Genomic DNA, 13,903 nt, shown 5'->3' on the forward strand with positions numbered 1-13,903 from the left:
GCGCGGGCGGCGCGGTTGCGGCCACACAGGGTTGGCGCGCGCGCGCCGCGCTCGTGTAGTCTTGCCCGTTCCAACGACAAGTCCAAAGGACGGGCATGGAAGAGACAACCCAAGTGACCACGCAGGATGCGCCGCGCGACTGGGCGGCGCTGGTCGACGACCTGAACCGCCTGCTGCGGCTCAAGACCACGGTCATCGGCATGAAGCTGTACGAGGACGAGGCGGCGCTGGCGGGCGTGAAGGGGCTGCGCCGGCCCAGGGCCACCCATACCACCGACCAGATCGTCGGCATGGCGGCGCGGCTGGGCTGGACCGTTGGCATCACCGGCGACAACCTGGTCGGCGCGCAGTGCCGCGCGGTGATCGGCCTGGGGCCGCAGGACGAGGCCTGGCGCAGCGGCAAGGAGTACGTCGGCGTGTGGCACGCCACCGAGGCCGACGCCCGCGCGCGCCAGGAGGCCCTGTCCTGCGTGCCGGCGGGCAGGTACCGGGCGATGGTGGTGTCGCCGCTGGCCTCGGGCCGGCTCGATCCGCCCGACATCTGCCTGATCTATGCGACGCCCGGGCAGATGATCATCCTGATCAATGGCCTGCAATGGAAAAACTACCGGCGCTTCGACTGGAGCGTGGTGGGCGAGACCGCCTGTGCCGATTCGTGGGGGCGGGCGCTGGCCACCGGCGAGCCCAGCCTGTCCTTGCCCTGTTATGCCGAGCGCCGCTACGGCGGCGTGCCGGACGAGGAAATGCTGATGGCGCTGCCGCCGCGCTACCTGCCCATGGCGATCGAAGGGATGAAGGCGCTTTCGGCCAATGGCCTGCGTTATCCCATCCCGCCATACGGCATCCAGAACGACGTGCGCGCCGGCATGGGCGTGAGCTACGCGCAGCCGCCGCGGGGCTGAGACGGGCGGGCCTGGGATGGGCCTGGGATGGGCGGGGCTGTTCAGTCCCCGGCCAGCGCCGCCGCCAGCGTGCGCGCCGCCGGGCCCAGCGGCTGGTCGATGCGGTGCGCCAGGTAGACCTCCGTGGCCACCTGGCTGCCGCGCCCGAGGCTGCCGGTGGGCAGGCGCAGCAGCCGGCCTTCGGCCAGGTCGCGCTCGACCAGCCACAGCGGCAGGCGGCCCCAGCCAAGGCCTGCCAGGATCAGCGCATGTTTGGTGTCCTGGCCGCTGACGCGGCAGGTCTGCGGCGACAGCACCGCGAAGTCGCGGCCGGCGCTGAGCGTGGACGGATCGATCTGCACCACCTGCAGGTGATCGGCCAGGTCGGGCGCGGTCAGCGCCGCGCCGTCGGCCACGCGCGCGGCCAGGGGATGGTTGGCGCCGACCACCGCCACCATCTGTACCGACGACAACGCCTGCATGGCGATGCGCGGATGGCGGAAATGTTCGCCGGCGATGATGCCCAACTGGTGGCTGCCATCGAGCAGCGCGGCGATCGGTCCGCCCAACGGCAGCACCGCGACGCGCGTGGCGACCGACGGATAGGCCGCCCGCAGGCGGTTCAGCGCGGCGCCGACCTGGGCGATCGGATACAGGGTGTCCACCACCAGCGACAGTTCCAGCTCGACTCCTTCGCCCAATCCCTGGGCGCGGGCCCGCATGGCGTCGACCCGCAGCAGGATGTCGCGCGCATTGGCCAGCAGCGCCTGGCCTTCCGGCGTCATGACAGGGCGGTGGCCGCCCCGGTCGAACAGCTTCACGCCCAACTGCGTTTCCATGTTGGCGATGGCGTGGCTGACCGCCGACTGCACCCGCGCGAGCTGCCTGGCGGCGGCGCGGAAACTGCCGGTGTCGGCCACGGCCGCGAACACGCGTAGCTGGTCCAGGGTGAGGGCGTCTATCATCGTGCGTCCTGATCTATTTTCGAGATCGGTTCCATCAAAAGATTATCACTTATCAGAATCGGTTCCGGCCGGCATGCTGGCGGCATTGCAAGCGAGGAGAGGCAGGGATGGACAAGGTGGAAGGCGCGGCGCGGGCCGGCCAGCCGGCGGCGACCCGTTGGGGGGCGGTGCTGGCGATCGTGGGCGCCGGCGTGGTGGCGTCGTTGCAGGTCGGCAAGGTGATCATCGCGGCGCCCTTGCTGCGGCGCGACCTGGGGCTGGACCTGGCGTCGATCGGCACGCTGACGGCGGTGTTCTCGATCCTGGGCGTGCTGGGCGGCATCGCGGCGGGCGGCGTGATCGCGCGTTTCGGCGCGCGCCGCATGCTGCTGTCAGGCCTGGCGACGGTCGCGGCGGGCACGGCGGCGGGCGCGCTGGCGCCAGGTTATGGCGCGCTGCTGACCTCGCGCGTGGTCGAGGGCCTGGGGTTCCTGCTGATCACGGTGGCCGGGCCGGCGGCCTTGCAGCGCCTGGTGCTGCCCGCCAGCCGCGACCTGGCTTTCGCGCTGTGGAGCTGCTACATGCCGGCGGGCATGGCGATCGCGATGCTGGCCTCGCAGGCCTTCGGCGACTGGCACGCCTACTGGTGGTGCGCCGGCGCGGCCGCCGTGATCGCGCTGGCCTGCGTCGCCGCGCTGGCGCCGCCCACGCCCGCCGGCGCCGGCCTGTCCTGGCGCGGGCTGCGGCAGGACACAACCGATACGCTGGGCGCGGCCGGCCCGATGCTGCTGGCGGCTTCGTTCACGCTCTACAGCCTGATGTTCTTCGCGCTGTTCACCTTCCTGCCGGTGCTGCTGATGGACAAGCTCGGCCTGCCGCTGGCCACCGCCGGGCTGTACAGCGCGGCCGCCAGCGCCGCCAACATCATCGGCAACCTGGGCGCCGGCGTGCTGTTGTCACGCGGCTGGCGGCGCTCGACCCTGATCGCCTGCGCCAGCGTGGCGATGGGCGGGGTGGCGCTGCTGATTTTCCGCTCGGTGTTCCCGGCGATGCCGACCTTCCTGCTGTGCGTGCTGTTCTCGGCCGTGGGCGGCCTGATCCCGGCGACGCTGCTGGGCACCGCGCCGCGGGTGGCGCCTCGGCCCGCGCTGACGGCGGCCACGGTCGGCCTGGTGATGATGGGCAGCAACCTGGGGCAGGTGATCGGGCCGGTGACGGTGGGCGGGGTGATCGACCGCTATGGCTGGGCGCAGGCCTCGCTGGTGGTGGCGGCGGCGGCGCTGGGCGGCGTGGCCATCGCCTGGCGCCTGCGGCGGCTGCACGGCGCCCGCTTGTAGGCGCGGGATCCGGCCGCGGCGCGCCGATGCGGCGGCTGTCATGTGAACGGCCTATCATGGGGCATTGTTCCCGCTGGAGTCCCCATGCCTACGCCCGCCCCGCGCCTGGTCATCTTCGATTGCGATGGCGTCCTGATCGATAGCGAAATCATCGCGGCCCGCGCCCAGTCGCGCGCGCTGGCCGAACACGGCATCGCCATCACGCCGCAGGAAGCGGCGCGGCGATTCGCCGGCATTCCCGACGCCGATATGTGGCAGACCCTGCAGGACGAGAACGCGCGCGCCTTGCCGGCGGATTTTGCGCGCCAGTACGCAGATCGGCTGCAGGACACCTTCCGCCAGGAGCTGCGCGCCTTGCCCGGGGTGCGCGAGACCCTGGCCGCCCTGCGCCAGCGCGGCATGGCGTATTGCGTGGCCTCCAGCAGCACGCCGCCCAAGCTGGAGGCGGCGCTCAAGCTGGTCGGGCTGTGGGAGGAATTCGCGCCCAACGTATTCAGCACCGCGCAGGTGGCGCATGGCAAGCCGGCGCCGGACGTGTTCCTGTTCGCCGCGCGGCAGATGCGCACCGCGATCCTGGAGTGCGTGGTGGTCGAGGACAGCGTGCCCGGCGTGCGCGCCGCCCGCGCCGCGCGCATGCGCGCGGTGGGCTACATCGGCGCTTCGCACAACGGGCCGGACCAGCGCAAGCGCCTGCTGGACGAAGGCGCGTTCGAGGTCATCGACGACCTGCGGCGGCTGTCGGAGATCATCTAGCCGCGGTCGCGCGCGCGCCGCCATGGCATTGCCACCGGCGCGCGTCGGCGATGGCGGCGGGCCATGCGTCAGCGGCTCTTGGCTATCACGCCGGTCATGTATTCGTTCAGGTCGCGGAAATCCTTGACCGTCCAGGCGTGCGGCGGCACCTTCACGCCGTTTTCGCGCAAGGTCCTGGGAATCAGGTCGCCGTTGGGACGCAGGATCACCGAGGACACGATGACGCCCGGATAGTCGATCAGCCGCTTCCTGAATGCGGCGGTGGTCAGATCCGGGGTGGGCGGGTTGCTTTTCCTGGCCAGCGGCCCGGTACCCTTGATGTCCGCGCCATGGCACATGGCGCAGCGTTGCTGGAACAGATTCCTGCCGTTGATGTTCTCGGCATGGGAAGGCGAAGTTTGAACCAGCGCGGAAAATCCCAGCGCGGCCAGGGCAATCGTTGTTGTTTTCATGAAGGCGTGTGGTATCGATCGGCGTCACGCTCGGCCGACCTGGTGGCGCCAGGCCATGGTCCCGAACCGGGTGATGGCATCCAGGTCCTGGATCGCGCGAAAAAAAGCGCCTCGCATTCTAGGGCCTGGCGGCCTTGTCCGCTTGCCGTCGCGCGCTTGAGCGCCGACGCCGTCTAAGCGGGCAGCGGCTCGGGCTTGACCCGCACCGCGCTGAGCACGCCGATCACCAGCAGGGCGATGCCGGCCAGCGTCAACGGCTGCGGCATGCTGCCGCGCAGGATGAAGGCGTAGGCCAGCGCCGCCAGCGTCTCGAACACGATCAACTGCCCGGCCAGCGCGGTCGGCAGGCGCTGGCTGGCTTCGTTCCAGCACAGCGTGCCCAGCCACGAGGCGAACAGGCCGATGATGATCATCAGGCCGAGGAACACCTGCGGGCGCGGCCCCAGCGGCATGTCGAAACCGCTGCCGGTGGCGGCCATGCCGCCCCACAGCAGGCCGTAGCCGGCCAGCGCGAGCGGCAGGGTGGCCACGCCCTGGGCGGTGGCCCAGGTGCGCGGACTGCGGCCCGGATGGTCGCGCAGCCAATCGGCGTTGCGCAGCGGATACCAGGTCCAGCACGCCACCGCGCACAGCGCCAGCACGGCGCCGATGGCGTAGCGCGACAGGTCGGCGTCGGCCTCCTGGCGCAGCGCCTGCAATTCGACCTGGTTGACGCAGGCGATGCCCAGCGCGATCAGCGCCAGCGGGGGCGCCAGCCGCTTCCAGGGCAGGCGGCCGTCGCGGCGCGCGTTGCGCAGGTTGGCGCAGATGGCGATCACCACCGGCAGCGTGCCGATGATCATGGTGGGCACCGGGCCGCCGGCGCGCTGGATGGCGCTGGCCAGGCACAGGTAGTACAGCAGGTTGCCGATGGCGGCCAGCTTCAGGGCCTCGATCCAGTCGGCGCGGCTGAGCTGGCGCAGCGCCTTGCGGTCGAGCCAGGCCAGCGGGATGGCGATCAGGCCGAAAGCCAGATAGCGCGCCACCGATTGCAGGGCGGCGGGGTATTCCGGCAGCAGCAACGGGCCGACGAACACCAGCCCCCACATCAATCCGGCCGCCAGCGCGTACAAGGTTCCAGCCCACATGAAGATTCCCAACGGGTATTTGATAGACGGGGCAGTCTAGCGGCGGCTGGCGCGGCCGGTCTTGTACCAGATTGCTGCGGGCCGCGAACCCGGCGCGGCAGCCGGTGGGCGGCCCGGCGCCGGGCGGCTCAGGCGCGCACCTGCCTCTGGTAGCGGGCGGGCGTGACGCCGTAGCGGCGGGTGAAGGCGCGGGTCAGGTGGGCCTGGTCGGTCAGGCCGGCGGCCAGCGCGGCCTGGGCGGGCGGCTCGCCGGCGGCCAGCAGCCGCTTGGCCTCGAACAGGCGCAGCGCCATCAGCGTCTGCTGCGGCGTGGCGTGGTACTGGGCCTGGAAGCTGCGCAGGAAGTGGAATGGACTGAGGCCAGCCACGGCGGCCAGCTCCTCCAGCGTCAGGCGGCGCGCCAGATTGGCGCGCAGATAGTCGATGACCGGCGCGAAGCGCGGCGCGCCTTCGGGCCGCGGCGGCGCCGGCACGCGCGCATGGCGCCGGAACTCGGCCAGCAACGCGTGCAGCGCGCTATCGAACGCCAGGGGTTCGCGCGCCCCCCACAGGGCGTCGAGCAGGGCGGTGACGCGCTGCGCGCTGGCGGCGTCATGGCCCACCGCGCAATCGAACCACCAGCCGGCCTCGCCGGCCACTTCGGCGACCACGTCCGGGTCGATATAGGCCATGCGATAGCGCCAGCCGCCCGCGGTCTCGGCGCGGCCGGTGTGCAGTTCGTCCGGGTTCATCAGCACCACCGAGCCGGGCGGCGCCAGATGTTCGGCGCCGCGGTAGCGGAAGCGTTCCACGCCGGTTTCGATGGCGCCCAGGCCATAGGCCTCGTGGGTGTGCGGCTCGAAGGCGTGGCGAATGATGTGGGCGCGGTACAGCTCGATGCCGGGGCGGTGCGCCGGGCGGCGGAATTCGGCGCGGTCGTTGGGATGGTCGAAGGCCTGCGGCACCCCCGCGAGCGGCGGCTCGGGGCGCGCGTCGGAGGCGGCGGGCAGGAGGGAAGCCATGGCGGGATTTAAGCACGTCCGGCGCCGGCGTGTCCGGTGGCGTGGGAAGGCTGCCAGGCGGGCGCGGCGCGCGGCCGCCGGGATGGGGGAGGGGCGCGGCGGCGCTCAGTCCGCCGCCGGCTGCCCCCGCGCCCGGGCCAGCAGCATCTCGCGCTCACGCGCGTTGCGCGTCATGGCGGCGGCGCGTTCGAATTCCGTGCGCGCCTCGGCGTGGCGCCCGAGCCTGGCCAGCAGGTCGCCGCGCACGCTGGGCAGCCAGTGGTAGTTGGCCAGCGCCGGATCGCGCGCCAGTTCGTCGGCCAGGTCCAGCCCGGCCTGCGGGCCGAAGGCCATCCCCACGGCGACGGCGCGGTTCAGTTCCACCACCGGCGACGGCATGGCCTGCGCCAGCGCGTCGTACAGCGCCACGATGCGCGGCCAGTCGGTCTCTTCCGGCCGGCGCGCACGCGCGTGGCAGGCCGCCAGCCCTGCCTGCAGCGCATACGGCCCGCTGGCCCCGCCCAGGCTTTCGGCGCGTTCCAGCGCGGCCAGGCCGCGGCGGATCAGCAGGGTGTCCCAGCGGCCGCGGTCCTGCTCCAGCAGCAGCACGGGCCGGCCCTGGGCGTCGCTGCGGGCAGGCAGCCGCGAGGCCTGCAGTTCCATCAGCGCCACCAGCCCATGCACCTCGCTGTCGCCGGGCGTCAATTCGGCCAGGATGCGGCCCAGCCGCAGCGCTTCGTCGCACAGCGCCGGCCGCATCCAGTCCTCGCCCGAGGTGGCGGCGTAGCCTTCGTTGAAGATGAGGTAGATCACTTCCAGCACCGAGGCCAGCCGCTGCGTCCGTTCCCGCGGCCCGGGCACTTCGAAAGGCACGCGCGCCGCCGACAGGCTGCGCTTGGCCCGCACGATGCGCTGGGCGATGGTGGACTCCGAGGCCAGGAAGGCGCGCGCGATCTCGGCGGTGGACAGCCCGCCCAGCAGCCTGAGCGTCAGCGCCACGCGCGCCTCGGTCGAGAGCAGCGGATGGCAGGCGGTGAACACCAGGCGCAGCAGGTCGTCGCCGATGTCGTCCTGGCGCGCGGCGTCCAGCGCCTCGACGAAATCGGGTTCGACGTCGGCCTGCAGCGCCTCCAGTTCGTGGCCGATCTGCTCGTGCTTGCGGCGGTGGATGGCGTCCAGCCGCAAGCGGTCGCGAGCGCGGTTCTTGGCGGTGGTCATGAGCCAGGCTCCCGGGTTGTCCGGCACGCCGGTGGCCGGCCAGCGCTCCAGCGCGGCCACCAGCGCGTCCTGGGCCAGTTCCTCGGCCAGGCCGACATCGCGCACCAGGCGCGCGACGCCGGCGATGACGCTGGCGGCCTCGATGCGCCAGACGGCCTCGATGGCGCGGTGGGTCGCCGCCGATCCGGCCGGGGCGGTCATGCCTGCGGCGTCGCGCCGGGTTCCATGTAGAACACTTCCCAGATGTGGCCATCCAGGTCATCGAAGCCGTGTCCGTACATGAACCCGTGGTCCTGCGGCGGGCGCGGCGCCGTGCCGCCGGCCGCCTTGGCGCGCGCGACCAGGTCGTCGACCTCGGCGCGGCTTTCGCAGGACAGCGCGATCAGGGCTTCGGTGCCGCCCTTGGCGTCGACGACGGGCTTGTTGGTGAAACCCTGGAAGAAATCCTTCACCAGCAGCATGACATAGATGTTGTCGCTGACGACCATGCAGGCGCCCTGGTCATTGGTGAATTGCGGATTGAAGCTGAACCCCAGGCTCCTGAAGAAGGCCTGCGATTTCGCCATGTCGGCGATGGGAAGGTTGACGAAGATCTGCTTGTGCATGATGGGTCTCGCGGCGGGCGTCGTTGACAGGGATGGAGCGGTTCACTGGCCGTTGCCGGGCAGGTCGCGGAAGCGATCGATTTCCTGGCCGGGGCCGAAGTCTTCCAGCTCATACATCTGCCGCACCTCGATTTCGCAGGGCTGGCCGGGGAAGGGATCGGGGAAGCGCAGCGTCCATTGCAGGGCTTCTTCGCGCGAGCGGGCCTGGATCACGGTGTAGCCGGCGATCAGTTCCTTGGTGTCGGCGAACGGGCCGTCGATGACCTTGCGCTGGCCCTGCGCGTCGTAGTGCACCCGCCAGCCCTTGGACGACGGCTGCAGGCCGCTGGCGTCGAGCAGCACGCCGGCCTTGGCCAGGCCTTCATGGTAGGTCGCCATGGCGTCGAGCAGGCTGGCTTCGGGCAGCCTGCCGGATTCGCTGTCGGCGTTGGCGCGGACGATGATCATGAATCGCATCGGGAATCTCCTGGTATCGATGGGCCCGGCCGCACGGCGCGGCAGGGTCGGTACTGGCACGACGCATGGGACGCGCGAGAATCGACAGGGAATTGGGCGAATCAGGGTAAACACCTATCCGGGTCCGTCCTCGTCATCGCCCGCGGCGATGACCCGGCGCTACATGAAACAGGGCCCGAGTTCGCGCACCTCGACCGTGGCCCACTGCGCCGCCGGGCATTCGGCGGCCAGCGCCAGCGCCTGTTCGCGATCGTCGCAATTGAGCAGGAAGAAGCCGCCGATCATTTCCTTGGCCTCCGCGAACGGGCCGTCGACCAGCGTGCGCTGGCCGTCGCGTACCCGCAGGCGCACGCCTTCCTGGTCGGACTTGAGGGATTCGGCGCGCGCCAGCAGGCCGCGCGCCTGCAGGCCTTCGGCGTAGCGCAGCATCTGCGCGTAGGCGTCGCGCCCCTGTTCGGGCGTGCGCTCGGCGCGCTGGCCGATGGGTTCGACGATGAGCAGCATGTACGGCATGGCGGATTCCTGTTGGCGCCGGTCCGGGCGCGGGGCCGGCAGCCGCCAGATTACCGCCGTTTGGCCTGGCCCGGCCCCGCCGCGGCGCGAAAAAAAACCGGCCGGGGCCGGTTGGGATCGGGAGCGATCAGGACTGGGTGGCGGCCATGGCCTCGGTTGGCGTCAGGGTCGAGGGCGGCGCGGCTTCCAGCGGGGAGACGGCGGAAGCGGCTTCGGGGCGGGCGGCCACGGGCGCCGGCGCGGCCGCGGCCGGCTTGGCGTCGGCGGTCTTGGCATCCGTGGGCTTGGCGTTGCCGTTCGCGGCGGCGGCCGCCGGCTTGCCGTCGGCGCCCTTGGCGTCGGCCCGGGCCGGCTTGGCGGGGGCGGTGATGTCCATGATGAGTTCGACCCGGCGGTTGGCGGCGCGGCCGGCCGGCGTGTCGTTGGACTCGATCGGACGCGTTTCGGCGTAGCCCACGGCGCGCAGGCGGCTGCCGGCCACGCCGTCGCGCACCAGTTCGCGCAGCACGCTGGTGGCGCGGCTGCTGGACAGTTCCCAGTTGGAGGCGAACTGGCGGGTCTGGATCGGCACCGGGTCGCTGTGGCCTTCGACCGACACCTGGTACTCGTTCTTGTTCAGGATCGCGGCCAGGCGCTTGATCACGTCCAGGCCCGACGGACTGAGCGTGGCCTGGCCCGACGGGAACAGCAGCTCGTTGCTGATGCGGAAGCTGACCGATTGCTCGTTGATGATGACGTCGACCGACTTGCCCAGGTCGCCCAGGCCCAGCGACTCCTTGGACGGGGCCTTCAGGGGCGGGGCGGCCTGCGCAACCACCTCGCCGCCGTCGGGCGTGGCGTCGGCTTCGGCGGCGGTGGCCGTGGCGGCGGGCGCCGCCGGCTCGCCCCAACTGGCCGGGATCGCGGGCGTGTCGAATTCGGCGTATTCGCCGTCGTAGGCCGGCAGACCCTTGGCCGCCAGGCTGCCGACGATGTCGACCTGCTTCTCGCCGGATTCGGGGAAGTCGCCATGCAGGCGCGACACGGCCAGCATCACCACCAGCATGGCCAGCAGCAGCGTGATCAGGTCCAGGTAGCTGAGCAGCCAGTTCTCGGCGTCGCTTTCAACCGTTTCATCGACGTGCCAGCGGGCGTAGCGGTCCTTGCGGTCGCTCTTGCTGGGGCGCCAGCCGCTGTTGGCCGCCGCCTTCTGCGCGCGCAACTGGGCCTGGCGGGCCTGCTCGATCCGCTGCGCCAGGGAGGGGGAAATCAGGCTCATTGGCGCGCGGCGGCGGGGCGGGTGATGGACACGGGCTTGGCGGCGGAGGGCACCTGGCCCTCGGTCTTGCCGCGCGCGGCGGAGGCGCCGCCGTCGTAGATTTCGTCCTCGACGTGCATGACGAACGAGTTCAGGGTCTCGCGCACCACGGCCGGTCCGCGCTTCTCGCACATCATCGAGATGCCCTGCAGCACCATGTTCATGGACTCGACGCGGCGCGCGGTGCGGCGCTCGAGCTTGACCGCGATCGGCTTGCACACCAGGTTGGCCAGCAGGATGCCGTAGAAGGTGGTCATCAGGCCGATGGCCAACTGCTGGCCGATGGTGGTCATGCTGCCGTCGCCCAGCACCGCCATCAGGTTGATCAGGCCGACCAGCGTGCCCAGCATGCCGAAGGCCGGCGCGAACGTGGCCATGACGCGGAACATCTGCGCCTCGGCCATTTCACGGGCCTTGAGCCGCGCCACGCGCCATTGCAGCAGTTCGATGATCTGGTCTTCGGGGGTGTTGTCGATGATCAGTTGCACGCCGGTGCGCAGGAACGGATTGGTGACCTTCTTGAGTTCCTGTTCGACCTTGTGGACGTCGGTGTTCATCCACAATTGCGCCATGTTGACCAGTTCCTCGATGTCGCGCTGCTGGTCGTGCTGGTCGTGGCGGAACACCGTGCCGACCAGCTTGAAGACCCGCATCACTTCGGACAGCGGATAGGCGATGAACAGCGCGGCGCAGGTGCCGCCCAGCACGATGGCCAGTCCCGGCAGGTTGAAGTACATGCCGGGGTTGGTGGCGGCCAGCGCGATGACGATGACCAGGGTGAGCAGGCCGACAACGGCGCCGATGACGGTAGACGGATTCATGGATCTTGCCCGATTGCGAGGGAGCATCCCGTGCACGGAATGCGGGATGGTGGCAAATTCTAGCCACGCAAGCAGCCGGCCAATCCGTCGGAAAACGGGGCGAAAGGGGCGGTAAGCGCCGGCTTGAACCGGCGCCGGGGCGCGGCCGCTGGCGGAATAAATAGGGTCGGATTTATTTCGCGATCACGGGTTCAAGCCGGGCCAGGATGGGGGGAGGCGTCGCTTCTTCCTGGTGCGTCGGCAAGAACGCCGCGAGATCCGGCGGCCTCCGGCTGCGCTCAGGCCGGGCTGCCGTCCGCGCGGCCCGGCGCGGTCGACAGGCGCCGCGCCCGCCATTCGTCGCGCGTGATCTCCCAGATCTCGGCCATCTGCCGTCCCGAAACGAAACCGCGTTCCTCGGTGGCCACCAGCCGCATGCCGGTGCGCTCGGACAGGCGGCGCGAGCCGTCGTTGGCCGCCGCCTTGGGCGCGCGCAGCACTGGCTCGTCCAACACCTCGAACCAGAAGGCCGTGACCGCCTCGCTCGCCTCGGTCATGAAACCCTGGCCGCGATAGTCCGGGTCGAGCCAGAAACCGCGGTGGTTGCCCGGATCGTCGCGCATCAGGCTGATCAGCCCGATCAGGCGGCCAGGCTCGGCGCGCGGGCGCAGCGACCAATGCCACTGCGCGCCACGCCGCATGGCCGGCAGCGCCACCTGTTCCACATAGGTGCGCGCGCCGTCCTCGGGGTAGGGCCAGGGCACCTGTTCGGCCAGGTAGCGCACCACGTCCCACTGCGGGAAGATGCGCTGGATGGCGGGCGCGTCGTCCAGCGACAACGGTTGCAGCAGCAGGCGTTCGGTGCTCAACGGGGGATGGAGAAGGTCGTCAGGCATCGCGGTCGCGGAAAGGGGGCGGACGGAAATGTATATCATGGGCGGCAAATCGCGGCCAATCGCCCCGGCCAGGCGGCCGGGATGACCGCCGCAACGGAGAAACACTTATGAATGCCAACGAAAACGTCAGCATGGCGCTTTTTTGCGACTTCGAGAACGTGGCGCTTGGCGTGCGCGACACCAAGTACCAGAAGTTCGACATCCGCCCGGTGCTGGAGCGCCTGCTGCTCAAGGGCAGCATCGTGGTCAAGAAGGCCTATTGCGACTGGGAGCGCTACAAGGAATTCAAGGCGCCGATGCACGAGGCCAATTTCGAGCTGATCGAAATCCCGCACGTGCGCCAGTCGGGCAAGAACTCGGCCGACATCCGGCTGGTGGTGGACGCGCTGGACTTCTGCTACACCAAGTCGCACGTCAATACCTTCGTCATCATCAGCGGCGATTCCGACTTCTCGCCGCTGGTGTCCAAGCTGCGCGAGAACAACAAGAAGGTGATCGGGGTGGGGGTCAAGCAATCCACCTCGGACCTCCTGATCGCCAATTGCGACGAATTCATCTTCTATGACGACCTGGCCCGCGAAGGCCAGCGCGCCGCCGACGCCCGCCGCGACAACCGTGGCGGCGGCAACGCCGGACAGCGCCGCTCGCCCGACGAGGAGCGCCGCCGCAAGGAAGAACTGGAAGCCCGCAAGACGCAGGCCGTGGACATGGTGGTCGAGACTTTCGAGGCGCTGATGGCCGAGCGCGGCGACAGCGGCAAGATCTGGGCCTCGGCCCTGAAGGACGCCCTCAAGCGCCGCCGGCCCGATTTCAACGAGTCCTATTACGGTTTCCGCGCCTTCGGCAACCTGCTGGACGAGGCGCAGTCGCGCGGCTTCCTGGACGTCGGGCGCGAGGAGAAATCGGGCACCTACGTGTACCGCGACAGCGCGGGCGGCACGCCTGCCAGGAGCGGCGGCAAGCCGGCGCTGCGCGCCATGGCGGCGGCGGTCGAGACGCCCGAGGGCGCGGCCGATGCGGCCGTGGCCCCGGGTTCTCAGGCCGACGAAACCGATGCCAAACCCGCGCGCGGCGCGCGCGGAGGCCGCAAGAATGCGTCGGGCGGGCGGGGTGGCCGCCCGGGCGCGGGCCAGGCGTCTGGCCGCCAGGGCGCGCCCGCGGACCGGGAGGGGGGCGAACCGGTAGAGCGAGAGGATCGCGAGGCCTGGCCGCGACCCGGCCAGCCGGCCGCGGTCGAGACCGCATCGGTGGCGCCGCAAGCGGCGCCCGTCCTGGCCCCCGCGCCGGCCCCGGAGCCGGCCGCGCTGTCCGTCACGGACGACCATCCGTCCTCCACCGAGGCGCCGGCCGAACCGAAGAGCCGGCGCGGCGCGCGCAGCGGTCGTGGCGCGGCCAAGACCGCGCGGGCGGCCAAGACGCCGGCGCCGCAAGCCAGTCACGCGGACGGCGCCGCCGAGGCGCCCGCCCGCGCCAAGGCCGCGCCGCGGGACACGCCGGCCCCCGACGCCGGAACCCCGGGCAATGCGGCCGCCGATGGCGCCACGGCCGACGCCGCGCCGGCCAAGCCGGCGCGCAAGACCGCCACGCGCGCACGCCGTCCGCGCAAGGCCGCCGACGCCGAGTAAACCGGCGCGTGGGCACGGG

At 71.0% G+C, this 13,903-nt stretch carries 15 protein-coding genes; 4 read left to right on the top strand and 11 right to left on the bottom strand.

The window, feature by feature from the left end; translation table 11 throughout:
- Nucleotides 1–95: 95 nt before the first annotated feature.
- Nucleotides 96–902, top strand: coding sequence for a DUF169 domain-containing protein (locus SB816_RS11990; protein ID WP_410547039.1), 807 nt, complete (start codon nucleotides 96–98; stop codon nucleotides 900–902).
- A gap of 41 nt (nucleotides 903–943) precedes the next feature.
- On the opposite strand, the gene SB816_RS11995 is transcribed toward SB816_RS11990, so the two are convergent.
- On the bottom strand, nucleotides 944–1,846 hold the full coding sequence (locus tag SB816_RS11995) for a LysR family transcriptional regulator (RefSeq protein WP_175143772.1): 903 nt from the start codon (nucleotides 1,844–1,846) through the stop codon (nucleotides 944–946).
- 107 nt (nucleotides 1,847–1,953) lie between these two features.
- Between SB816_RS11995 and SB816_RS12000 the strand changes: the two genes are divergently transcribed.
- Together SB816_RS12000 and SB816_RS12005 are read left to right on the top strand one after the other, a co-directional pair.
- Nucleotides 1,954–3,162 (top strand): CynX/NimT family MFS transporter, encoded by a 1,209-nt coding sequence (locus tag SB816_RS12000; RefSeq protein ID WP_410547040.1) that lies wholly within the window; start codon nucleotides 1,954–1,956, stop codon nucleotides 3,160–3,162.
- An 84-nt stretch (nucleotides 3,163–3,246) separates the two neighbouring features.
- Nucleotides 3,247–3,915 carry an HAD family hydrolase gene (locus SB816_RS12005; RefSeq protein ID WP_175143774.1) on the top strand — a complete coding sequence of 223 codons (669 nt, stop codon included), beginning with the start codon at nucleotides 3,247–3,249 and terminating at the stop codon, nucleotides 3,913–3,915.
- Nucleotides 3,916–3,983: 68 nt separating this feature from the next.
- On the opposite strand, the gene SB816_RS12010 is transcribed toward SB816_RS12005, so the two are convergent.
- The 10 genes from SB816_RS12010 to SB816_RS12055 form a co-directional block, all read right to left on the bottom strand.
- Nucleotides 3,984–4,367 carry a c-type cytochrome gene (locus SB816_RS12010; protein WP_054504456.1) on the bottom strand — a complete coding sequence of 128 codons (384 nt, stop codon included), beginning with the start codon at nucleotides 4,365–4,367 and terminating at the stop codon, nucleotides 3,984–3,986.
- Between the two features lie 173 nt (nucleotides 4,368–4,540).
- Complete coding sequence (locus tag SB816_RS12015) at nucleotides 4,541–5,494, bottom strand: DMT family transporter (protein WP_410547041.1); 954 nt, start codon at nucleotides 5,492–5,494, stop codon at nucleotides 4,541–4,543.
- Between the two features lie 128 nt (nucleotides 5,495–5,622).
- On the bottom strand, nucleotides 5,623–6,495 hold the full coding sequence (locus SB816_RS12020) for an AraC family transcriptional regulator (RefSeq protein WP_175166932.1): 873 nt from the start codon (nucleotides 6,493–6,495) through the stop codon (nucleotides 5,623–5,625).
- Nucleotides 6,496–6,600: 105 nt separating this feature from the next.
- Entirely contained in the window at nucleotides 6,601–7,893 is a 1,293-nt protein-coding gene (locus SB816_RS12025; RefSeq protein WP_054504432.1) for an RNA polymerase sigma factor, read from the bottom strand.
- On the bottom strand, nucleotides 7,890–8,297 hold the full coding sequence (locus SB816_RS12030; RefSeq protein ID WP_054504433.1) for a VOC family protein: 408 nt from the start codon (nucleotides 8,295–8,297) through the stop codon (nucleotides 7,890–7,892). The genes SB816_RS12025 and SB816_RS12030 overlap by 4 nt, the downstream gene beginning before the upstream one ends.
- Nucleotides 8,298–8,339: 42 nt before the next feature.
- Complete coding sequence (locus tag SB816_RS12035; protein WP_054504434.1) at nucleotides 8,340–8,753, bottom strand: YciI family protein; 414 nt, start codon at nucleotides 8,751–8,753, stop codon at nucleotides 8,340–8,342.
- 159 nt (nucleotides 8,754–8,912) lie between these two features.
- Complete coding sequence (locus tag SB816_RS12040; RefSeq protein WP_054504435.1) at nucleotides 8,913–9,266, bottom strand: YciI family protein; 354 nt, start codon at nucleotides 9,264–9,266, stop codon at nucleotides 8,913–8,915.
- A 127-nt stretch (nucleotides 9,267–9,393) separates the two neighbouring features.
- Complete coding sequence (locus tag SB816_RS12045; protein ID WP_269875567.1) at nucleotides 9,394–10,524, bottom strand: OmpA family protein; 1,131 nt, start codon at nucleotides 10,522–10,524, stop codon at nucleotides 9,394–9,396.
- On the bottom strand, nucleotides 10,521–11,384 hold the full coding sequence (locus SB816_RS12050; protein WP_054504437.1) for a motility protein A: 864 nt from the start codon (nucleotides 11,382–11,384) through the stop codon (nucleotides 10,521–10,523). The genes SB816_RS12045 and SB816_RS12050 overlap by 4 nt, the downstream gene beginning before the upstream one ends.
- Nucleotides 11,385–11,662: 278 nt before the next feature.
- Nucleotides 11,663–12,259: a GNAT family N-acetyltransferase gene (locus SB816_RS12055; RefSeq protein ID WP_116792345.1), complete on the bottom strand. Its 597-nt coding sequence runs from the start codon at nucleotides 12,257–12,259 to the stop codon at nucleotides 11,663–11,665.
- Nucleotides 12,260–12,366: 107 nt separating this feature from the next.
- Here SB816_RS12055 and SB816_RS12060 point away from each other — a divergent pair, with 107 nt between their 5' ends.
- Entirely contained in the window at nucleotides 12,367–13,884 is a 1,518-nt protein-coding gene (locus tag SB816_RS12060) for an NYN domain-containing protein (RefSeq protein WP_336235402.1), read from the top strand.
- Nucleotides 13,885–13,903 lie beyond the last annotated feature (19 nt).

Source organism: Achromobacter sp. SIMBA_011 (assembly GCF_046535435.1).
Classification (GTDB): Bacteria; Pseudomonadota; Gammaproteobacteria; order Burkholderiales; family Burkholderiaceae_B; genus Achromobacter; species Achromobacter dolens.